The sequence below is a fragment of the Cryobacterium sp. N21 genome (assembly GCF_002929575.1).
Lineage (GTDB): Bacteria > Actinomycetota > Actinomycetes > Actinomycetales > Microbacteriaceae > Cryobacterium > Cryobacterium flavum.
The window spans coordinates 185,742-206,714 of record NZ_PJJQ01000032.1 but is presented as its reverse complement, the minus strand read 5'-3'; the positions used below and the strand labels follow the sequence as shown (position 1 = coordinate 206,714).

The window sequence follows — 20,973 nt, the reverse complement described above, 5'->3', positions numbered from 1 at the left end:
TAGCCTAGAAGAGTGAAATTTGCGCATTTGAGAGTTGACGGCTCCTCCGTTCCCCGATTGGCCGTGATCTTCGACGATGCGGCACTGTTTCTCGACGACGTCATGGACGACGCCCCCCGCGACCTTCAAGACCTGCTCGAACGCGGCGACGCCGGCTACGAGCGGGTGCGCGCGATCAGCCTCGACGCAGTCTCCAACGGTGCCGTGCTGACGCAGGTCGACGAACTGCGGCATTCCTCCGCGGTGCTGCGCCCACCGCAGATCATCGCCATCGGCGCCAACTACGCCGCACACTCCTCCGAGCTGAGCCTGCGCCTCGAAACCGCCGCTACCGTGTTCTCGCTCTGGCCCAACTCGCTCACCGGGCACGGCTCAACCATCACCTGGCCGCGCGATCTCACCACACAGGTCGACTACGAGGCTGAACTCGGTGTGATCATCGGTCGCCCGGCCCGCAACGTGACGGTCGCCAACGCCCTCGACTACGTCTTCGGCTACACCGTCGTCAACGACATCACCGCGCGCGACCTGCAATTCTCCGAAGCGCAGTGGTCACGGTGCAAATCCTTCGACGGCTTCACCCCGACCGGACCGCTCGTCGTCACCGCCGATGAGATCGGCGACCCGCAGAACCTGTGGCTGACCACGCACGTCGACGGCCGCATCCTTCAGGACGCCTCGAGCGGCGACATGGTGCGCACCGTCGCGGAGATCATCTCCTACCTGTCCAAAACGTCAACCCTCATGCCGGGAACCCTGATCTCCACCGGCAGCCCGGGCGGCGCCGGATACAGCCGCAAACCCCCGATCTTTCTGCGCGACGGGTCCACGGTGACCATCTCGATCGACAAGATCGGCATGCTCACGACGCACTGCCGCGAAATCTAACAGCGCCGATATCTACCCGACGTCGCTGCCTCCGGCGGCACCGTGCTCGAGACCATCGACTCCCCCCGGGCCGCGTTTGCGTGCATCCGCGACCCTCAGGGCACCGAGTTCACCGTGAGCGAGTTTCGACCGCCGGCCTGATCGCATCCGCTCACGACGAAACGGAGGTTGCCCGCCGGGATAACCGACGAGCAACCTCCGGCTGCGGGCCTGGTATCAGCTCCTGACCGGCACCCGCGCTTCGGCCTCGGCGACCGTTTCCAGGTTGACGCCTTTGGTCTCCGGCAGGCCGAACGTCGCGAGCAGGCTCACCAGGCTCACTCCAGCCAGGAGCAGGCCGATCGAGGCACTGCCCGCCGTGGCGATGATCGACGCTGCAACCAGCGGGGTGATGCCTCCGCCGACCAGGGCACCGAGGTTGTAGGCCATCCCGGCGCCGGTGTAGCGGTAACGGGTGGCGAACAGTTCGGGCAGGAACGCGCCGACCGGGCCGTAGATCCCGGCGACGATGAGCAGCGTGCCGGAGAGTCCGAGGCCGAAGGACCAGGCCGTTCCGATATCAAGGATGGGAAACAGCACGAGCGACCACGGCACCGCCACGATGCAGGACGCGACGATGACCGCCCGGCGACCGACCCGGTCAGAGAGGATAGCGCTCGCGATGGTGCCGACGGCGAAAACGAGGGCTCCGATGATGCCGAGGGTTAGGATGGTCGGCCGGCTGTGGGCGAGGCCCTCGGGGTTGGTGCCGTAGCTGGAGAGGAATGCGGTGCCGGTGTAGAAGAAGGCGAACAGCATCATGGTCGACGCTCCCCCGAGCAGAATCTGGCGGGGCTGCTTGCGCACGACTTCTCAAACCGGAAGTTTGCGGGCAACGGGCGCGGCACGCCTGGCATCCGTTGCGGCCTTGAACACGGGCGTCTCTTCGATCTTGAGCCGGATGTAGAGGCCGACGATCACGAGTACCGCGCTCAGAATGAACGGGATACGCCAGCCGTAGCTGAGGAAGGCGTCGGAGGCGTCACCGAGGGTGAGGTTGATGATCAGAAAGGTCATGCTGGCCAGGGCGAACCCGATGGACGGGCCGAGCTGCGGAAATGCGGCGTACAGCCCGCGACGCTTCGGCGGTGCGTACTCGGCGGCTAATAATGCCGCTCCGGCCCACTCGCCGCCGACTGCGAAGCCCTGCAGAAACCGCAGCAGCACGAGAATGATCGGGGCGGCGAGCCCGATCACACTGGCGCTCGGCAGCAAACCGATCGTGACGGTCGCGAAACCCATAATGAGAAGGGTACTGACCAGGGTCTTCTTGCGCCCGAGCCGGTCTCCGAAATGCCCGAACAGAATGGCGCCGAGCGGGCGCGACACGAACGCAACCGCGAACGTTCCGAACGAGGCGAGCGTGCCGGCCCCGGTGCCGAGCTCCGGGAAAAACACCTGCGGAAACACCAGTGCGGCGGCCGTGCCGTAGATGAGAAAGTCGTAGAACTCGATGATGCTGCCCATGGAACTGGCGACGGCCACCCTGGCCATCGAGGTGCGGCGCGGCGTCGGCCGAGCCTGCCGGATTGCGGTGCTTTCGAGCATGCGATATCTCCCTTGACATCGTGAGACACAACGCTGTTGTCGTGACGAATGTCAGCGTGGCAGCGGGCGCCGGCGGCCACCACCTCCCGGGGGAGGCGGTCAGGGCAGAAGCCGGAAGGCGCGGGCGATTCGCACGGCCTCGGTTCGGCTGTGCGCGTTGAGCTTGGCCATGATCGCCTGCATATACCCCTTCACGGTTACCGCCTGCAGGGCCAGACGGTCGCCGACCTCCGCATAGGAGCAGCCCAGGGCTACCTGCGCGAGCACGTCGGTCTCGCGGGGCGTGAGGTGCGGCACATCCGCTGGGGCACTCGCCGAACCGACCAGCCGGGCGGTGACGGCGAGGATTCGCGCGGACAGGTCGGGGTCGCTCGTGATGCTCGCGACCGAGAGCAGTTCGGTGTGGGCGAGGCGAACGACCTCGATCAGGTCGCGGTCGAGCGGTTCGGCGGCGAGACTGCCGACCACCTTGAGAATGGCCACCCGGTGATCGACCTCGTCGCGAATCTGCAGTTCACGGGCGATGCGCTCCCCGCCGGCATTGAGCTCGCCAACCGTGCGTTCGCCGAAAGAGGTGCGGTCGCGGGTGGCCGCATAAAGGATGCTGCGCCCCCGCCCGTCGACCAGTACCGGCAGCGCGACCATGGTGCGCAGACCGTCGATACGCACGGCCTGGTCATGGTGGTGGGTGATGCGGTGCGAGTCGAAGTAGTCAGCGACGCCGACCGGCCGGGACTGGTGCAGGGCCCGCCCGCCGACGCCCTCACCCGGCTGCACGTTGAGATTCTTCAGCCCCTGCGTCGTGGTGCCGACGAACTCGGTGATGACGAGTTCGCCATGGTTGACCAGCCCGGCGAAGATCACCGCAATGCCGGTTTGGGCAGCAAGCTGCCTGATCGCGCCCTTGAGCAGGTCGCGATCGCTCGGGCGGTAAACGTCGTCGTTTGCTGCGTGCATGATTCCCGGCTGACGAATCGGATCGGTGACCGGATGCTAGCAGGTGCCTCGGTTCAGCCGATCAGCGCTTCCACCGGGCCGCGCACGAAGAACAGCACGAAACCGACCGCGACGACCCAGAGCAGCGGGCTGATCTCGCGGCCCTTGCCGGAAAGGCTGCGCACGAGCACCCAGCTGATGAACCCGGCCCCGATGCCGTTGGCGATCGAGTAGGTCAGCGGCATCACGATGATGGTCAGAAAGATCGGCAGCGTGCTGGAGAACTCGGTGAAGTCCAGGTGACGAATCTGCGAGACCATGAGCGCCCCGACGATGACGAGAGCGGCAGCAGCCACTTCGAGCGGCACGATCTGGGTCAACGGCGTGAAGAACACGGCGGCCAAAAAGAGGATGCCGGTGATCACGTTGGCCGCGCCGGTGCGAGCACCCTCGCCGATTCCGGCACCGGATTCGATGAAGACGGTGTTCGAGGAGGCGCTCGTGGCGCCGCCGGCGACGGCGCCGATGCCCTCCACGATCAGGGCGGACTTCAGCCGGGGAAACTTGCCGTCCTGGTCGGCGAGGCCGGCCTCACTGGCCAGGCCGGTCATCGTGCCCATGGCGTCGAAGAAGTTCGTGAACACGAGGGTGAAGACGAGCATCACTGCGGCGAGCATGCCGATGCGTTCGAACGCGCCGAAGGACACCTGGCCGATCAGGCCGAGGTCGGGCAGCGCCACGACGCTCGTCGGCAGCACGGGGGCGTTCAGGTTCCAGCCGGCCGGGTTCGTACCGAGCGAGGGGCCGACCTTGAAGATGGCCTCGAGGATCACGGCGATGGCGGTAGTCGCCACGATGCCGATCAACAGCGCTGCCTTGACCTTGCGGGCCAGGAGCACGCCGATGATGATGAGCCCAATCACGAAGACCGTGGTCGGCAGGGTAGCGATCGAGCCGGCGTCGCCGAGCTGAACGGGCGGTGAGTTCGCGCCGCTGGCCCGCACGAAGCCGGAGTCGACCAGTCCGATGAACGCGATGAACAGGCCGATGCCGACCGTGATGGCGATCTTCAGCGGACGAGGGATGGCATTGAAGATGAGTTCACGCAGGCCGGTCGAGGCCAGCAGCACGATGATGAGGCCGTTGATGACGACCAAGCCCATCGCTTCCGCCCAGGTGACCTGGCCAACGACGCTCACAGCGAGGAACGAGTTGATGCCGAGCCCGGCAGCGAAACCGTAGGGCAGTCGGGCGATGAGGCCGAACAGAATGGTCATGACGCCGGCGGTCAGGGCGGTGACGGCGGCAACCTGCTCGTTGGGCAACCATCCGCCTTCCACGTCGACGGCGGCCTGGTCGGCGCTGAAACCGCCGAGAATCAGCGGGTTCAAAATGACGATGTAGGCCATCGTGACGAAGGTCACGACGCCGCCGCGAAATTCCCGCGACCAGGTGGAGCCGCGGCTGGTGATCTCGAAGTAGGAGTCGACCCGGGCCCTCAGGCCACGTGCTGCCGGTTGCGGCGAGGCCGCAGTGGTGGGTGTTTCAGTGCTCGAAATGGTGTGCTCCCAGTGCCGTGGCCTTTAACGCAAGGTTCCAGTCTACGACCGGGCCAGCCGGGTCAGCTCAAACGTGCGGCACGAACCGTCCCCAGGCCAGTCGTCGTTCCTTGTGCGGATCGGATTCAACGTGGTCTGTTTGGTCGATGATGAGCGTTTCCCGGGTGCTTTCGTCGTAGCGCGGCCAGGCCGCCGATGGCACCTCGCCGGCGACGAAACCCAGCCACCAGCCCTGCATCCTCGTGGCAATGTCCAGAAAAGTGCGGCGCCCGCCGAGCGCCGTCATGCCGCGGCCGAACCAGCCGTCGAGCCGGTCGAACAACGGAAACAGTTCGAGGCCGTGGGTCGCGTCGAGGCCCATCAGACGCAGCAGCCGCGGCGCGGCGTCGAACCGGTAGAAGTACACCGGCGCGTAGCGCGAGTGTCGTTCTGCGACCTTCACGCTCGGATACCAGAACGAATAGTCGCCGCCGAAATCGAGCGCCGCCCGCAACGCGGGAATACCCGGGTACTGCGCCTTGAGGGCCTTTTTCGCCTTCTTCTTGGTTTTCTTGAATATCGCGCGGATCCGCGCCGGGGTCGTCGCCAGAATGTCGATCCGGCCGCTGAACAGTGATCCCTCCCGCGCGTTGGTGCCGATGATCAGCGGGATGCGCGCGGCCCGGCCGTCCCGAAAGGCATCGAGCGGTCGCTCGGGCAGAAAATCGCCGTCAATGACGGGGCAGAGCGGGATCGTGCCCGGGTCTTGGTCGGGAGTGCGCACGGTCAGCGCTGTCGTCGCTGCGGCCAGTTGCGCGGGGTCGGCCGCGAGGAGCAGTCGGGCGGCATCCGCGTCGCTGTACGGGCCGTCGGTCAGGCTGTCGACGAATTCGCCGGCCCAGCGCGCGGTGAGATCGCTCGGGTAGACCGCGTTCGGCGGCGCACTCTGCGCGATCGCCCGGTGGAACAGTCCGGCCGCGCTCGGCACGGTCATCAGCGTGGTGACCGCGTTGCCGCCGGCCGACTCGCCGAACAGGGTGACGGCATCCGGGTCGCCGCCGAAGGCATGAATGTTCTCGTGCACCCATTGCAGGGCGGCGACCTGGTCTCGTAATCCCAGGTTGCTCTCAAACGGATGCTCCGTCGTGGCATACCGGGAGAAGTCCAGGTACCCGAGGGCCCCGAGCCGGTAGTTGATGCTGACGTAAACGATGCCGCCCCGTCGCACCAGGCCCTCCCCCTGCCGCGGAACCTCACGGCTGGAGCCGACGCTGTAGGCGCCGCCGTGGATGAACACCATCACCGGCCGCAGCGCGTCCTGGAGCTGCGCGCCGGGGCGCATCCGCTCGTCTGGCGCGATCACGTTGAGGTTGAGGCAGTCTTCGCCCTGCGGAATGCGCGGGTGAGCGCCGCGAAACTGGCCCTTGTGACTCTGCGGGGCGATCGGGCCCCACTCGCTCGCGTCGCGCACGCCGTGCCAGGCCGGCGCCGGCTGCGGCGCACGAAATCGTCGCTCACCCACCGGAGCCGCCGCATAGGGAATACCGCGCCAGGCCAGCACACCGCGCTCGCGCACCCCACGGAGCAGTCCGTTGGCCACTCGCACCTCCAGCCCCGTCTCGGTGGTGGGATCAGCGAGTTGACTCATGCGCCCGAGTCTATTCCGCCGTGCTGTGAGGACCGGTTGTCGGCTGCGACTACGCTCGACTGTGATCAGGCAACAGGACTGATCACGCAGCATAAAGAAACGAGAACCGCAATGGCACTGCCCTGGACCCTGCACGGCGACGGAAAAACAGTCGGGGCACAGGAAGTCGTCGGTCCGGGCGAACGCCTGAGCTGGCCGCTGACCATCGGCATCGGCTCGCAGCACGTCGTGGCCATGTTCGGTGCGACCTTTCTGGTGCCGCTGCTCACCGACTTTCCGCCGAGCACCACACTGCTGTTCTCCGGTATAGGAACCCTCCTGTTTTTGCTGATCACCGGCAACAAACTGCCCAGCTACCTCGGCTCGTCGTTCGCGTTCATCGCACCGATCACCGCGGCAACCGCCTCGGCCGGCATGGGCAGCGCCCTGTTCGGCATCATGGCCGTCGGGGTACTCCTCGCCCTGGTCGGCGTGATCGTTGAGCTCACCGGCACCGGGTGGATCGACCGGCTCATGCCGCCGATCGTGTCGGGCGCCATCGTCGCGCTAATCGGATTCAACCTCGCCCCGGTGGCCAAGGCCAACTTCGACAAGGCACCGCTCACCGCTCTGATCACCCTTGTCGCGGTGATTCTGTGCACGGTGCTGTTTCGCGGCATCCTCGGTCGACTGTCGATCTTTCTCGGCGTGGTCGTTGGCTACGTCGCGGCCGTCTTCTTCGGCGAGGTCGACTTCAGCCGCGTCGCCGACGCCGCCTGGATCGGGCTGCCGCCGTTCACCGCCCCGGCCAACCCGTTTGAGAACCCGGCCGCAGTCTTCGGGGTGCTGCCCGCTTTTATCCCCGTCGTCCTCGTGCTGATCGCCGAGAACGTTGGCCACATCAAGGGCGTCGCCCAGATGACGGATGCGAAGGTGAACCGGCTCACCGGACGGGCCCTGCTCGCCGACGGCCTCGCCACCATGCTGGCCGGTTTCGGCGGCGGCAGCGGAACTACGACCTACGGCGAGAACATCGGCGTCATGGCGGCCACCCGCATCTACTCCACGGCGGCCTACTGGGTGGCCGGCATCGTCGCGATTCTGCTCGGCCTCTCCCCCAAGGTCGGGGCGATCATCTTCACCATCCCCGACGGGGTGCTCGGCGGTGTCACCACTGCGCTCTACGGGCTGATTGGTGTCATCGGCGTCAAGATCTGGCTTGACAACAAGGTCGACTTCTCCAAGCCGGTTAACCAGTTCACGGCCGCGACCGCGCTGATCATCGGCATCGCCGACTTCACCCTGAACGCGGGCACCCTGAGCTTCAACGGCATCGCCCTCGGCACCGTGGCGGCCATCACGATCTACCACCTGATGACCCGGCTCGGCCGCCTGCGCCAAACCGCCTGACCCACCCTCACACGGACGGGGCCCAGGCCCCGTCCGTGGGCCCAGTTTATAAACTGGGCCCGGGGCCCGGGCCCGGGCCCCGTCCGTGGAGGCAGGCTATCGGTGCAGGGCGGGCACGATCAGGTAGACGCCGTAGAGCACGGCGATGCCGCACAGCACGAAACAGGCATAGCCGGCGTAAAGCGCCAAGCGCTTCAGCCCGGGCGCGAGCGGGTTGGCCGCGGCGGCCTTGCGCGCTCGTTTGACCTGTTTCGCGGCCTTCTTCGGGCTCAGCACGGTGATCGCGCCGGTGAATTCGTGCGGCTCCACCAGCGGGATGCGACCGGCCGTGGTAAGCAAGCGCAGGCCCAGCGAGTAGAGGCTCACGAGCAGAGCGGCCGAGAACAGTGACGCGGCCGAGACGATGAGAAAGGCGCTCCAGTCGATCACAGCGATACCTTCTTGCGGTCGCCGCGGCCACGCCGCGTGGGCCGGCGCGGCGTCTTCTTGATGTTGACCACCCGTCCGGCATCATCGATGTCGTTGAGCAGGGTGTGGTGCGAGACCCGGTTGCGACGCGACCAGCGGAACAGGGCCATGATGACGATCGTTCCGATCACCATGTCGAGCACGATGCCGATCGGCCCGAGCAGGGCGAGTCCGGCGGCGAATGCGCCCATGATGGCCGAAGCCGGCAGGGTCATGACCCAGCCGAGAGCGATGCGGCCGGCCATCCCCCAGCGGATGGTCGACCCGCGGCGGCCCAGGCCGGAGCCGATCACCGAGCCGGAGGCAACCTGGGTGGTGGAGAGGGCGAATCCGAGATGGCTGGAGGCGAGGATCGTGGCCGCGGTGCTGGTTTCGGCGGCGAAACCCTGGGCCGGCTTGATCTCGGTCAGGCCGGTGCCCATGGTGCGGATGATGCGCCAGCCGCCGGTGTAGGTGCCGACGGCAATGGCGAGGGCGCAGGCGGCGATGACCCAGAAGGTGGGCCCGCTGCCGACTGCCTGAAACCCGCCGGCGATGAGGGTGAGGGTGATCACTCCCATGGTCTTCTGGGCATCGTTGGTGCCGTGGGCCAGCGCGACGAGCGAGGAGGAGAAGATCTGCGCGTAACGGAACCCGCCGCGGCCGTCTGGCTTGCCGACGTCGCGCCGGGTGATCGTGTAGGCCAGGCGGGTGGCGACGAGCGCCACGCCTCCCGCGATCAGCGGCGCGATCAGCGCGGGCAGGATCACCTTGGCGGCCACGACGTTGTAGTCAACGGCCTGGGTACCGACGCCGATGATCGTGGCGCCGATCAGCCCACCGAACAGGGCGTGGCTCGAGCTGGATGGCAGGCCCATCAGCCAGGTGACCAGGTTCCACACGATCGCGCCGATCAGGCCCGCGAAGATGAGTTCGGGGGTGATCAGTACCCCGCCGTCCCCCTCCTTGATAATGCCGCCAGACACTGTGCGGGCAACCTCGGTCGAGAGAAAAGCACCGACCAGGTTGAGAATGGCGGCGACGCCAACGGCAACCTTGGGCTTCATCGCGCCGGTCGCGATCGGGGTGGCCATGGCATTGGCCGTGTCGTGAAAACCGTTGGTGAAGTCGAAGATGAGTGCCAGCGCAATGACCAGCACGATGATGAGGCTGAATTCAGGCACGAGACACCACGCTTTCCAAGTCGGCTCCGAAGGTGAACGTGGCGCGCACCGGCACTCCGTCGAGCACCCCGGGCAGCCAATGCCGGGCGTCGTCCCACATCTCATCGACCGGCAGGCTCGCCACGTCGAACCAGACGGGGTTCAGCTCGTTCGATTCCCGCGGCGTTCCGGACCAGTCGTCGCAGACGAACACGGTCGATTCCTGGCTCCACTCCTGGCGGTGCGGAAACAGGTAGGTGAGATACCCCAGTTCCGTCAAAGCGGATGCCGCCACCACCAGCCCGGATTCCTCTTCGATTTCGCGCACGGCAGCATCCACTGCACTTTCGCCGATTTCGAGCTTGCCGCCAAGGCCGACGATGTTGCCTACGCCGAGGCCTTTCTTCTTGCGGCCCAGCAGTACCTGCCGGTTGCCTTCGGGAGATAGTCGAGTGAGGTAGCACACGCATACCTGGGGCAAAGTCATTGCTTCATCTTAACGCGCACGCGGTGCATTCGGATGCGGCTCGGATAAGCTTGCAGCATGGACTTTGTACCCGCGACCGGAACCATCACCATGTTCACCACCGATTGGTGCGGCTACTGCAAACGATTGAAGAAACAGCTCGACACCGCCGGTATCGGCTACACCGAGGTGAATATCGAGCAGGTTGACGGCACACCCGAACTCGTGATGAGCCTGAACAACGGCAACCAGACCGTGCCGACCATTCTGTACCCCGACGGATCGGCCGCGACCAATCCCTCGCTGGCCCAGGTGCAGGCCAAACTCGCCTGATCAGCCCGCCGGGCCCAGCTCGGCACCTCGCGGCACTCGTTTGAGAAGCTGGCACTGGTTTGAACTCGTGCCACGAGCTCAAACGCGTGCCACGAGCGCACTCTTCTAGCCGAAGAGTACGGCAGCCTCGTCGTAGCGGGCCGGTGAGACCCGCTTGAGGCCGATCGTGGCCGATGCGATGCTCACGACGTCGATCTCGGTGCCGCGCAGCGACACCATGGAGCCCCACTGGGAGTTGTGGATCGCGTCGACCGCCGCCATACCCAGGCGGGTGGCGAGCACCCGGTCGTAGGCCGACGGTGCGCCGCCGCGCTGGGTGTGGCCGAGCACCGTGGCCCGGCTTTCGATGCCGGTGCGTTCTTCGATCAACGGGGCGATGATCTCGCTGATTCCGCCCAGACGAGGCCGATGAAAGGCGTCGAGGCCCTTGGTGGAGTGCGCCTTCTCCATGCCGGAGAGCAGAAAACCCTCCGAGACGACGATGACCGGGGCCCGACCGCGGTCGCGAACGTGCTCGACCCAGTCGCAGATCTGCTCGATCGACTTGGGTTGCTCAGGAATGAGGATGGCGTGGGCGCCGCCGGCCATGCCGGAGTGCAGCGCAATCCAGCCGACGTGGCGTCCCATGACCTCGACGACCATGCAGCGCCCGTGCGATTCGGCGGTCGTGCGCAGCCGGTCGATGGCTTCGGTGGCGATTTCGACGGCGGTGTTGAAGCCGAACGAGTAGTCGGTGGCCTCGAGATCATTGTCGATGGTTTTCGGCACGCCGACAATGTTGAGTCCGGCCTCGGTGAGGCGGTGCGCTGCGGTCAGCGTGCCCTCCCCGCCGATCGCGATCACGGCGTCGATGCCGTTGGCGTCGAGGGTGCGCTGGATATTCTCCGGGCCGCCGTGCTCGCCCTCGAACGGGTTCGTGCGGGAACTGCCCAAAATGGTGCCGCCCTGGCGGGACAGGCCGCGCACGCTGTGACGATCGAGTTCCATGAACTCGCTCTGCACGAGTCCGCGCCAGCCATTGCGGATTCCGACGAACTCGAAATCGTGCGTGCGCACACCCTTGAGCACGGCGCCGCGAATGACCGCGTTCAGTCCGGGGCAGTCGCCGCCGCTGGTGAGAATACCGATCTTCATGCGGGTTACAGCTTTCCGTCGAGGGCCTGGGTGAGCAGGAAGATGAGCGCACTTGCCTGCACCGATTCGGTGGCCGAAAACTCTGCCTGAGACCCATCGAGGGCGCGGGCGGCCAGACCCTCTTTGCTGCCGATCAGGTCGGCGATACGCGCATCGATGGTGTGCGCGGCGATGATGCGCCACGCGGTGACCGGCTCGTCCTGGCCGATGCGGTGCACCCGGTCGATGGCCTGGGTCTGCTCGGCAGCGGTCCAGCTGAGTTCGGCGAGCACCACGTTGGACGCGGCCTGCAGGTTCACGCCGACACCGGCCGCGGTGAGCGAACACACCGCGATCGCGACGTCGGGATCATTGTTGAACGAGTCGATCGCCGCCTGGCGGGCCAGGGCACTCTGGTCGCCGCGCAGCGAAACCGTTTTCAGGTCGCGCTTGGCGAAGATCTCCTCCGCGGTGTCCATGACGTCGATGTGCTTGGCGAAGAACACCACCTTGCCCACCGAGCGGGCGAGTTGCGCAGCGTAATCGGCTGCGAGCCCGGCCTTGGCCTGACCGATCTTGCGCACCATCGTGAAGACGTTTTCGCCAGTGGTCTGGCCCTTGGAATCTTCGAGCTCGGCGTGGGCGACGGCGCGAATGTAGGCATCCCGCTGGTCTTCGTCGGGAACAGCTGGACCGCCGGAACCGGCATGGCGGGCAGCCACGAGCGCCTGGTAGCGGGTGACCAGACGGGCACCCAGCTCACGTTCGGCTTGACGAATGGATCGGCCGAGGTCATCGTCGAGTTCCACCGGCAGGTCGGCGATGCGCTTGGCCGGCAGGTCGGCGGCGACGTCGACCTTGCGGCGACGCACGATGCCCATATCAATGACAGCGGCGCGGGCTTCCTTGTAGAACCCCATGTCGGCGGGAGTCAGCCCGGTCTCTTCGAGGCGTTTCAGAAGGGCGGGGGCCGGCTTGTCGCCGTCGATCCAGCCGAGGAACTGCCAGATGGCGCGAAAATCATCGACGTCGTTGATGAGAGGGGTGCCGGTGAGCGCCATCAGCAGCGGGTTGCCGCCCGGAGTACGGCGGCGGATCTGGTCGGCGAGCGACAGCACGTGTTTGGACCGCTGCGAGGACAAATTCTTGATGAAGTGCGCCTCATCGACGACCATGCCCTTGAACCCGAGCGTGCCGAGCCAGGCCAGGTGGCGGTCGAGCACGTCGTAATTCACCACGACCACGTCGGCGAACGCGTCGAGGGTGTCTCCGTCGCCGTGGATGACGGTGGCCCGCCGGTTCGGCGTCCACAGCTCAACTTCGCGGGCCCAGTTCATCTTGACCACGTTCGGCACGATGGCCAGCAACGGGTAGGCGTTGGCAACGGATGCCGCCAGCAGGCTTTGCGCGGTTTTGCCGAGGCCAGGCTCGTCGGCGAGCAGGTAGCTGCGGTGGCCGAGGCGGGCGCTCTCGATGAAACGTGCCTGGTGCCGCATGAGCTCCATGCCGCCCGGGGAGAGCCGGTCGAGGCGGGGGGCTTCCGGCATGTCCATGCTGGCCGCCTGGCCGCCTGAACCGTACTCGAAAGATTTGAACAGGGGGCCGAGCAGTTCCCAGTTGGCGAGTCGACGCGGGTGCACGATCGGCTGGGCCGCTGCGCTGAAGTCGGGGGCCAGGAACGGGTTAGCCAGCTGCCGGGCTTTCACCGACTGCGGGATGACCTGGTTCTGCAGCACGACCGGTGCGGCCTCGGGCTCACGGGTGATGATGAGTTCGTCGGGGCTGAGCTCGGCACCGGATTCGAGCAGCCAATCGCGCCGAAACCGCTGGGCGACGGTGGAGACGCCCGCATCGGGTTCGAGCAGGGTTATCAGGCTCGTGTCACGGGCGGCCGTCTTGGCCAGAATCTGGGCGATCCCATCGAGGCGTTTGAGCAGCTCTGCTCGGTTCGCGTCGGAGAGCTCTTTGTCGCCTTTGACCCGGGCGCGTTCCTCCCGCATCAGCAGGGCGATGACCTGGTATTTCGTGCGGTTGGTCGGCCCGAGCTTGGTACCGGACTGCGCCTTCGCTTCGACCTCGCGCACCTTGCGGGCGAGAATCGGAATGATCGGCGCATCATCGTCGCGGGAACGCGGGTGAGCCCGATTGCGGGTGGACCCACTACGACCGAGGTTGTTCCGGCTGCTCGAGGCATCGGTGCGGGTATAAGCCATTGTTCTCCACTTCGAAGCAGCACGGTACGGGTACCGGCTGTACCTATCCGAGCGTGCCGGTCACGGCATTCTGGTGTTACCGAAACGCGCAGTGCGCGCACACCGTTTCTCCGGCGTGCAGAAACAGGTGGTACACGAAACACAGCACGGGCCCTGATCATGACGCCCGACCCAAGGTCAAGCGGATGCTGTCGCAACGGTGGTGCAGATATGACAGGTACTGCCACCGAATGCGAGAGCCAGTAGAGATCTGATCGAGTTCTCTCAACGCGATAGTAGTCTACGCCCGACGTTCAATCCTTGCGAATTGGCACTTTGGTGCGCAGACCGACGACGATGAAAACGATCGCCGCGATGAACTGAGCCGAGACCCAGCCCTGACCGCTGAGGTCGATGATCACGACCGGGTTCCACAGGATAGCCATCGGAACGAGACCGAGCAGCCAGTACCAGGACCGGGCCTGAATCACGAAGACGCAGATGATGAGCGCCAGAATACTGACCGCGTAGCGAATGATGATGAAACTCTCGCCGTCCAGAAGCGCGAGTCCGGCGAGCAGAACGATGGCGCCCAGCAGGCCAGGCGCGAGAGCCGAGCGAGTGAACGTCGGTGCGGCTGGAGTGCCCATCAGACTCCTCCCCCGCCCCCGCCGCCGCCTCCGCCGCCCGAGAAACCGCCGCCGCCTCCACCGGAGCTCGATGAGCTCGTGGCGCTGCCCGACCAGGACGCCGTCGTGGCGGCCTGGAAGGAGCTGATCGCACCCGCGAAGTACGCCGCCTGGAAAATTCCGGACCCGTAATACCAGTCGGGCTGGGTGTTGCTCTCGGCGTAGTACTGGCTCAGCACGCCGGACCAGTCCTTCTCCTGCCCGAACAGTACGGCCAAGGGCAGCACGCGTTCGTAGAGTTTCACGATCTGTACGGCGGGGGCATCCGCTGTCGCGGTGGCAAGGCCGAGATTTGGCCGACCGTTTTCCGGCCGATAGACGGAACGCACGGCTCCCTCCGGACTCTGCAACACTCGCAGCCGATCGGCTTCGGCGAGACCTATATACAACTTGACGCCCTTCAGATAGTCACGCAGTTCCGCACCACTTTCAGTGAGCGTTCTAAAATTGGCGACCAACGCGATCGTGGCAACGACAGCCACGACGCCCAGCGCGATGATCAGCAGGGGCCAGAACCCGCCCACCACCGTGATGACGGCGCCCAGGCCGGCCACGACGGCGACACCACCGCTGACCACGGCAATCCCCATGAGCACACTGCGCAGGGCGACGTTTTTCTGTTCCCGCAAACCCAAACGCAGAGATTCCGCGTGGCTCGCCGTGCGTTCCTTCGCCAGCGCCTTGCTCAACGAAATGCTCTTCTTCTTCAGGTCACGTTGGTCGCCGGGCTGCAGTCCGGGAAAGAGCTTGCCGAGAATGCGGCTCTCGGTCTCGTCGACGCCGTCGGCGTGCACGAATTCGAGCAGAAAGTGACTCTTCTTGTCGCTGGTCTCGAGAATACGCACGTTGCCACGCACCGCGAAGCTGATGAACTGGGCCGCCATCGCCTTGCTCGAGGCACCGACGATGTCTCCGGAGGTGAGCAGGTTCACCCCTCGCGGCGGAAGGTACTCGGCGATGATGGTGAATCGATCACGCGCGTCACGCAATCGGGTGGCGCGTAACAGTGCGGCCAACAGGGCCGTCAGCAACGCCACGATGGCGGCGGCCAGCCCAATGCTGGGGAAGGCGTTGGCGATGAAGGAATCATCGCGCGGCACAAAGGTACCCGGCTGAAACTCGACATCGATGGTCAGGTTCTCCTGCGGCCCGAGCTCGCGGGTAACCGCGGAGACGGTCGGTTCAGTGTCGGACCCGGTGAAACGGATGCTGTCACAGGGCAACTGAGAATCATCCCGCCCCTGAAAACACCGCAGCTTGCTGCTCAACCGGTCGACGAGCTCCGGATCGAACCGCACCGTTGCGGTGACCAGGCCGAACGGCTGGTCCCATCCGGTGCCGTTTACGTCCCAGTAGAACTCTTCGGTTTCGGCGTTGTCGGGATACAGCGTGACGTTGGATTGCGCGTACGTGATCATGTAGGTCTCTGCACCGTGCACGAATTCGTCGGCGGCACTCGTCACCACGAGAAACTCTTCATCGCGGTCTTCGCTGGTGGTCTCGGTGCCAAACGGTCGGGGCGTGCCGTTCTCGTCGGTGACGCTCTCGATCACGATGTCGGTGGGACGCCCCCGGTAGTGCGTGGGGATGGCGCGCTGAATGCCGTGGTTTTGGTCGACCTCTGGGAAGCGGGCCACGATGGTCTCGACGGTTGTCAGCGTTGACCGGCCGTCAGCGTCCAGGCCAAGGTCGTATTGGGCGTCGAAGGAGTCAAAGCTGAAGTCGTTGACGCCTGCGCCCACCAGGCTGAGCGGAGCGGTGGCGGCCTGCGCTGGCGGCGTCGGGGCGAGCGCGGCTCCCCCGATGACCAGACCCCCGCTAATCAGCGCACCGAGAGTGAGGACGAGTGCGGGGCGAACCGATCTGAGCATGAGTCCACTCTACCGAGCGTGCCAAGCAGGCAGCCGCGCGCTCGTCCCTGGCGGTTCAGGCGTGCTGGATGGGAATCGATGTCGTCGACGGCGGGCGTTCGAACAGCATCTCCAGCCCCGGCTTCAGTTCGGCGAGCCAGGCCGCGTACCCGGCCGGATTCAGGTGCAGGCGGTCGATACCGAGTGCCGGGTCGAGCTCGCCGTCCGGCAGGGCGAGAGCCGGCCAGAGGTCAAGGTATTGCACGTGCTGGGTGGGTGCATACTGCCACACGTGCCGGTTTATTGAGCGGATGGTCTCGGCAAAGTCCCGGTCACGCGGTAAAACAGACTGCACCATTATGCGGGTCTCTGGCAGGGCTCGACGGAGGGTGTGCAGGATGGTCTCGACGTTGCGCACGACGTATTCGTCGGACTTGCGCCAGCCGAGATCGTTGGTACCGACCCCGATCACGATGGCGTCCGGCCGCAACTCAATCACCCGATCAATCTGCGCGATCACCTCATCGGTGGTGTTTCCACTGGCGGCCAAATTGTGCACATCGTGCTCGGGAAACCACTCGTCCCACAGACCGCTCGCGACAAGGCCGTCGCCCAGAAAGGCGAGAGAAACTGACATAGTGGCCTCCTACTCGTAACCATCATGCCCCGAACCAGGCCGAGCCGCCAGAATTCTCAGAGTATACGCACGTTCTACTGAAACCTCAGTTATCCTCAGAGCGAGATACTGCGCCGAGCGGATGCGGCACCTCGGTTTTCCGCTCCACCGCCGCCGTGGCCGTGATGCGGGTGGCCATGCCCTCGAAAATGATGCCGTGGAACGGCAGGATCGCCGCCCAGTACAGCCTCCCGCCGAGGCCGCGGGGAAAGAACACCGCGCGCTGGCGGTAGAGGGAGCCGCCGGCATCCGTTGGTGTCACGCTCATTTCGAGCCAGGCCCGGCCTGGGACGCGCATTTCGGCGCGGAGGCGCAGAAAGCTTCCGTGGTCGATCTGCTCGACCCGCCAGAAATCGAGCACCTCACCGTTATGCAGGTGGTCGGGGTTGCGGCGGCCGCGGCGAAGACCGACCCCGCCGACGGCCTTGTCCATGAGACCGCGAACGGCCCAGGCCAGCGGAAAGGAGTACCAGCCGTTTTCGCCGCCGATGCTCTCGATGACCCGCCACAGTGCTGCGGGGTCGGCCGGGGTGGTCTTCTCGCGCAGGTCGGTGTAAACGGAGTGGCCGGCCCAGTTCGGGTCGCTCGGAAGCGGGTTGCTCGACGCACCCTCGATCGAGGAGTTGCGCCAGCTGGTCTCCACGTCGCCGTCTCGCATGCGGCCGAGGGCCAGACGCACGGCGCGACGATAGCCGGTGAGGCCGCCCTCCGGCTGCGGAATGAACTCGTCGATATCACTCTCGTGCACGACGCAGTCGTATTGCAGCGAGGCGATGATGGGGATGGCGAGGTTGCGTGGAATCGGCGTGACCAGGTTCACCCACTGCGAGGCGAGCCACGGGGTGAGTACCGGCAGAGCCGCGATGGCCCGCTGCTTGAGGCCGGCTTCGAGGGCGTAACCGTTCATCATCTGGCCGTACCGCAAGACGTCCGGACCGCCGATGTCGAAGGTGCGGTTCACCTCGGGCGGCAGGTCGGCCGCGGCCTGCAGGTAGTAGAGCACGTCACGCACGGCGATCGGCTGGATCTTGTTGCGCACCCATTTGGGCGCGGGCATGTAGGGCAGCACGTCGGTCAAGTGGCGGATCATCTCGAACGAGGTGGAACCTGAGCCGATCACGACGCCGGCCTGGAACGCGATGGTGGGCACGCCACTGTCGATCAGGATGCGGCCGACTTCCATCCGGGAGCGCAGGTGGGCCGACAACGTCTGCGTGTCGGGGTGCAGCCCGCCGAGGTAAACGATCCGTCCGACGTGGGCGGCGAAGGCCGCCCGGGCGACGTTCTCCGCCGCCGTGTGCTCGGTTTTTTCGAAGTCGCCGGCCGCACCCATCGAATGCACGAGATAGAACAGCACGTCGATATCGACGCACGCGCGCTCAACCGAGGCCAGGTCGCCGAGGTCTCCCTCGACTACCTCGACCTGATCGGCCCAGGGCACATCGCGCAGTTTCGACGGCGTGCGCACGAGCACCCGCACGGTGAAACCGGCGTCGAGAAGTTTGGGAACGAGACGTCCACCGATGTAGCCCGTCGCGCCGGTGACGAGTGCTCTGCGTAAGGTCATGGGCCGCAGCCTATCGCGGCCTGGGACACCCGTTGCACGGTCACAGCGGATGCCCGGGCGGCGGCCAGCGGATACCCGGGCGACAGGCTAGAGGATGGCCTTGGTGTGCCAGACCGTTTTGACTTCGGTGAAGGCGAGGATGCGGGACAGGGCGGGGGCTGCGGCATCCGCTCCCGACTCGGGTGGGAGTACCCGCTTGAGCGTGTCGGCGGCGCTGATCTGCAGCTCCACCCAGTCGAGGTCGCCGGCACCGACGAGGTCGAGCGCGTTGACGTCGGCGTGGCTGGCCAGCCACGGCGCGATTTCGGCCGGCGAACCGGTGACGATGTTGACGACTCCGCCGGGCACATCGCTCGTGGCGAGCACCTCGCCGAGACTGATCCCCGACAGCGGTGCGAGTTCGTTGGCGACGACGACGACGGTGTTACCGGCCACGAGGGCCGGTGCGATGGCGCTGACCAGTCCGAGCAGCGATTCGCCGCCCTGCGGGGCGATGATCGCGACGACGCCGGTCGGTTCGGGCACCGACAGGTTGAAGAACGGACCGGAGACCGGGTTGGCGTTGCCAGCGACCTGCACGTACTTGTCAGCCCAGCCGGCGTACCAGACCCAGCGATCAATGGCCTCGTCGATTTGGGCACTCGCTGCGGCGGCGTTGACGCCCTCGCAGCTCTCGATCTCGTCGATGAACTGCGCCCGGCGGCCCTCGAGCAGTTCGGCGATGCGATACAGCACCTGGCCACGGTTATAGGCCGTGGCACCGGCCCAACCACCGAGGGCGCTGCGGGCGGCAACGACGGCGTCGCGGGCATCCTTGCGGCTCCCCTTCGCGGCGTTTGCGAGAAAGTCGCCTTTGTGCGAGAGCACCTCGTAGACGCGGCCGGATTCGCTGCGCGGAAACTTGCCGCCGATGTAAAGCTTGTATGTCTTGGGAATGGCGAGGCGGTTCACTTGGTGGCCTTCTCTGCGGATGCGGACTTCTTGCTGGCGGATGCGGACTTCTTGCTGACCGGAGCGTGCTCCGCGGCCGGGATCGACCGCGACCCGGTGCGTACGGCGGGCTTGAGGTACGCAGCGAGGCCGTGGCGGCCGCCCTCGCGGCCGTAGCCGCTCTCCTTGTAGCCACCGAACGGGCTGGACGGGTCGAATTGGTTGAAGGTGTTCGCCCAGATCACGCCGGCGCGCAGCTTGTCGGCGACGGCGAGGATGCGACTGCCCTTGTCGCTCCAGATTCCGGCGGAGAGACCGTACGGGGTATTGTTCGCCTTGACAATTGCTTCGGCCGGGGTGCGGAAGGTCAGCACGGAGAGCACCGGGCCGAAGATCTCATCGCGCGCGATGCGGTGGCTGGTGGACACGTTGGTGAAGATGGTCGGCGCGAACCAGAAACCGTTCTCGGGAATGACGCAGTCGGTGCTCCAGCGTTCGGCGCCTTCCTGCTGGCCGAGATCGGACAGTTCGCGAATACGGGCGAGCTGTTCTGCACTGTTGATGGCACCGATGTCGGTGTTCTTATCAAGCGGGTCGCCCAGGCGCAATGTCTGCATGCGGCGCTTGAGCCGCTCGATGACGTCGTCGTGGATGCTTTCCTGCACGAGCAGGCGGCTGCCGGCGCAGCAGACGTGACCCTGGTTGAAAAAGATGCCGCGCACGATGCCCTCGACAGCCTGGTCGATCGGGGCGTCGTCGAAGACGATGTTGGCGCCCTTGCCGCCGAGCTCGAGGCTGAGCTTTTTGTCGGTTCCGGCGACGGAACGGGCGATGGCCCGACCGACCGACGTCGAGCCGGTGAAGGCGACCTTGTTGACGCCTGGGTGGTTGACCAAGGTCTGCCCGGTGCTTCCGTCACCCGTGATGATGTTCACGACGCCGGCGGGCAGGTCGGCCTGCTGCAGAATCTCCGCGAACAGCAGCGCGGTGAGCGAGGTGGTTTCGGCGGGCTTGAGCACGACCGTGTTCCCGGCGGCAAGGGCAGGGGCGATCTTCCAGGCGAGCATCATGAGCGGAAAGTTCCACGGGATGACCTGCGCGGCGACGCCGAGCGAGGCCGGGTTCGGACCGACTCCGGCGTGGTCGAGCTTGTCGGCCCAGCCGGCGTAGTAGAAGAACCAGGCGGCGACCAGGGGAATGTCGACGTCGCGGGTTTCCTTGATCGGTTTGCCGTTGTCGAGGGTCTCAGCGACGGCGAGTTCGCGGGCGCGTTCCTGCACCAGGCGGGCGATGCGAAACAGGTACTTGCCCCGGTCGCTGCCGGAGAGGCGGGACCAGACGCCATCGTAGGCGTGACGGGCGGCCGCGACTGCGGCGTCGACATCCGCTTCGTTGGCGGTGGCGATCATGGCGATCTGCTGCTCGGTAGCCGGGTTGATGGTTTGGAACGGGGTTCCGCGACCGGCCGTGAAATCGCCGTTGATGAAGAGGCCGTAGTCGCTTTTGAGGTTCAGCAGGGCCTGCGACTCTGGGGCCGGGGCGTAGTCAAGAAATTTCATGG

General features: G+C 65.8%; 19 protein-coding genes. 3 read left to right on the top strand and 16 right to left on the bottom strand.

Annotation, left to right across the window (positions count from 1 at the left end):
- The first annotated feature begins 12 nt into the window (after positions 1-12).
- Positions 13-888 carry a fumarylacetoacetate hydrolase family protein gene (locus tag CXY77_RS09655; protein ID WP_166789992.1) on the top strand — a complete coding sequence of 292 codons (876 nt, stop codon included), beginning with the start codon at positions 13-15 and terminating at the stop codon, positions 886-888.
- 216 nt (positions 889-1,104) lie between these two features.
- On the opposite strand, the gene CXY77_RS20640 is transcribed toward CXY77_RS09655, so the two are convergent.
- The 5 genes from CXY77_RS20640 to CXY77_RS09635 form a co-directional block, all read right to left on the bottom strand.
- Entirely contained in the window at positions 1,105-1,734 is a 630-nt protein-coding gene (locus CXY77_RS20640; protein ID WP_233197333.1) for an MFS transporter, read from the bottom strand.
- A gap of 6 nt (positions 1,735-1,740) precedes the next feature.
- On the bottom strand, positions 1,741-2,475 hold the full coding sequence (locus tag CXY77_RS20635) for an MFS transporter (RefSeq protein ID WP_233197332.1): 735 nt from the start codon (positions 2,473-2,475) through the stop codon (positions 1,741-1,743).
- 99 nt (positions 2,476-2,574) lie between these two features.
- Positions 2,575-3,432 (bottom strand): LuxR C-terminal-related transcriptional regulator, encoded by an 858-nt coding sequence (locus tag CXY77_RS09645; protein ID WP_104088797.1) that lies wholly within the window; start codon positions 3,430-3,432, stop codon positions 2,575-2,577.
- 53 nt (positions 3,433-3,485) lie between these two features.
- Positions 3,486-4,913 carry an NCS2 family permease gene (locus tag CXY77_RS09640; protein WP_369827279.1) on the bottom strand — a complete coding sequence of 476 codons (1,428 nt, stop codon included), beginning with the start codon at positions 4,911-4,913 and terminating at the stop codon, positions 3,486-3,488.
- Positions 4,914-5,037: 124 nt separating this feature from the next.
- Complete coding sequence (locus tag CXY77_RS09635; RefSeq protein ID WP_233197331.1) at positions 5,038-6,597, bottom strand: carboxylesterase/lipase family protein; 1,560 nt, start codon at positions 6,595-6,597, stop codon at positions 5,038-5,040.
- A 111-nt stretch (positions 6,598-6,708) separates the two neighbouring features.
- Here CXY77_RS09635 and CXY77_RS09630 point away from each other — a divergent pair, with 111 nt between their 5' ends.
- Positions 6,709-7,986, top strand: a complete 1,278-nt coding sequence (locus CXY77_RS09630; protein WP_104129995.1) for a uracil-xanthine permease family protein — start codon at positions 6,709-6,711, stop codon at positions 7,984-7,986.
- A 96-nt stretch (positions 7,987-8,082) separates the two neighbouring features.
- Here CXY77_RS09630 and CXY77_RS09625 read toward each other — a convergent pair whose 3' ends face one another.
- From CXY77_RS09625 to CXY77_RS09615, 3 genes are read right to left on the bottom strand one after another with little or no spacing between them, the layout of a single operon-like run.
- On the bottom strand, positions 8,083-8,415 hold the full coding sequence (locus tag CXY77_RS09625; protein WP_092340960.1) for a peptidase: 333 nt from the start codon (positions 8,413-8,415) through the stop codon (positions 8,083-8,085).
- Positions 8,412-9,617: an inorganic phosphate transporter gene (locus CXY77_RS09620; protein ID WP_233197330.1), complete on the bottom strand. Its 1,206-nt coding sequence runs from the start codon at positions 9,615-9,617 to the stop codon at positions 8,412-8,414. The genes CXY77_RS09625 and CXY77_RS09620 overlap by 4 nt, the downstream gene beginning before the upstream one ends.
- Entirely contained in the window at positions 9,610-10,083 is a 474-nt protein-coding gene (locus tag CXY77_RS09615) for an 8-oxo-dGTP diphosphatase (RefSeq protein WP_104088791.1), read from the bottom strand. The genes CXY77_RS09620 and CXY77_RS09615 overlap by 8 nt, the downstream gene beginning before the upstream one ends.
- Before the next feature lie 57 nt (positions 10,084-10,140).
- Here CXY77_RS09615 and CXY77_RS09610 point away from each other — a divergent pair, with 57 nt between their 5' ends.
- The gene (locus CXY77_RS09610; RefSeq protein WP_092340957.1) at positions 10,141-10,395 is read left to right on the top strand and encodes a mycoredoxin; all 255 of its coding nucleotides are present in this window, start codon (positions 10,141-10,143) and stop codon (positions 10,393-10,395) included.
- Between the two features lie 105 nt (positions 10,396-10,500).
- On the opposite strand, the gene CXY77_RS09605 is transcribed toward CXY77_RS09610, so the two are convergent.
- From CXY77_RS09605 to CXY77_RS09570, 8 genes are all read right to left on the bottom strand, one after another.
- Positions 10,501-11,529 carry a 6-phosphofructokinase gene (locus CXY77_RS09605; protein ID WP_092340956.1) on the bottom strand — a complete coding sequence of 343 codons (1,029 nt, stop codon included), beginning with the start codon at positions 11,527-11,529 and terminating at the stop codon, positions 10,501-10,503.
- Between the two features lie 5 nt (positions 11,530-11,534).
- Entirely contained in the window at positions 11,535-13,721 is a 2,187-nt protein-coding gene (locus CXY77_RS09600; RefSeq protein ID WP_092340955.1) for a DEAD/DEAH box helicase, read from the bottom strand.
- Between the two features lie 293 nt (positions 13,722-14,014).
- A complete protein-coding gene (locus CXY77_RS09595) occupies positions 14,015-14,350 on the bottom strand; it encodes a DUF6804 family protein (protein ID WP_233197329.1) in 336 nt (111 codons plus the stop codon).
- Entirely contained in the window at positions 14,350-16,260 is a 1,911-nt protein-coding gene (locus tag CXY77_RS20135; RefSeq protein ID WP_158252811.1) for a DUF2207 domain-containing protein, read from the bottom strand. The genes CXY77_RS09595 and CXY77_RS20135 overlap by 1 nt, the downstream gene beginning before the upstream one ends.
- 55 nt (positions 16,261-16,315) lie before the next feature.
- Positions 16,316-16,876 (bottom strand): GDSL-type esterase/lipase family protein, encoded by a 561-nt coding sequence (locus CXY77_RS09585; protein ID WP_104088789.1) that lies wholly within the window; start codon positions 16,874-16,876, stop codon positions 16,316-16,318.
- A gap of 85 nt (positions 16,877-16,961) precedes the next feature.
- On the bottom strand, positions 16,962-18,482 hold the full coding sequence (locus CXY77_RS09580) for an SDR family oxidoreductase (RefSeq protein ID WP_092340950.1): 1,521 nt from the start codon (positions 18,480-18,482) through the stop codon (positions 16,962-16,964).
- 87 nt (positions 18,483-18,569) lie between these two features.
- The gene (locus tag CXY77_RS09575) at positions 18,570-19,433 is read right to left on the bottom strand and encodes an aldehyde dehydrogenase (RefSeq protein ID WP_092340949.1); all 864 of its coding nucleotides are present in this window, start codon (positions 19,431-19,433) and stop codon (positions 18,570-18,572) included.
- Positions 19,430-20,971 (bottom strand): aldehyde dehydrogenase family protein, encoded by a 1,542-nt coding sequence (locus CXY77_RS09570; RefSeq protein WP_104129994.1) that lies wholly within the window; start codon positions 20,969-20,971, stop codon positions 19,430-19,432. Before CXY77_RS09570 ends, CXY77_RS09575 begins: the two co-directional genes overlap by 4 nt.
- Between the last annotated feature and the right edge of the window lie 2 nt (positions 20,972-20,973).

Bases quoted from the DNA above. Each gene is read 5' to 3' on its own strand.
- CXY77_RS20635 (WP_233197332.1), bottom strand. From the start codon at position 2,475: ATGCTCGAAAGCACCGCAATCCGGCAGGCTCGGCCGACGCCGCGCCGC.
- CXY77_RS09645 (WP_104088797.1), bottom strand. From the start codon at position 3,432: ATGCACGCAGCAAACGACGACGTTTACCGCCCGAGCGATCGCGACCTG.
- CXY77_RS09635 (WP_233197331.1), bottom strand. From the start codon at position 6,597: ATGAGTCAACTCGCTGATCCCACCACCGAGACGGGGCTGGAGGTGCGA.
- CXY77_RS09630 (WP_104129995.1), top strand. From the start codon at position 6,709: ATGGCACTGCCCTGGACCCTGCACGGCGACGGAAAAACAGTCGGGGCA.
- CXY77_RS09615 (WP_104088791.1), bottom strand. From the start codon at position 10,083: ATGACTTTGCCCCAGGTATGCGTGTGCTACCTCACTCGACTATCTCCC.
- CXY77_RS09610 (WP_092340957.1), top strand. From the start codon at position 10,141: ATGGACTTTGTACCCGCGACCGGAACCATCACCATGTTCACCACCGAT.
- CXY77_RS09605 (WP_092340956.1), bottom strand. From the start codon at position 11,529: ATGAAGATCGGTATTCTCACCAGCGGCGGCGACTGCCCCGGACTGAAC.
- CXY77_RS09600 (WP_092340955.1), bottom strand. From the start codon at position 13,721: ATGGCTTATACCCGCACCGATGCCTCGAGCAGCCGGAACAACCTCGGT.
- CXY77_RS09595 (WP_233197329.1), bottom strand. From the start codon at position 14,350: ATGGGCACTCCAGCCGCACCGACGTTCACTCGCTCGGCTCTCGCGCCT.
- CXY77_RS20135 (WP_158252811.1), bottom strand. From the start codon at position 16,260: ATGCTCAGATCGGTTCGCCCCGCACTCGTCCTCACTCTCGGTGCGCTG.
- CXY77_RS09585 (WP_104088789.1), bottom strand. From the start codon at position 16,876: ATGTCAGTTTCTCTCGCCTTTCTGGGCGACGGCCTTGTCGCGAGCGGT.
- CXY77_RS09580 (WP_092340950.1), bottom strand. From the start codon at position 18,482: ATGACCTTACGCAGAGCACTCGTCACCGGCGCGACGGGCTACATCGGT.
- CXY77_RS09570 (WP_104129994.1), bottom strand. From the start codon at position 20,971: ATGAAATTTCTTGACTACGCCCCGGCCCCAGAGTCGCAGGCCCTGCTG.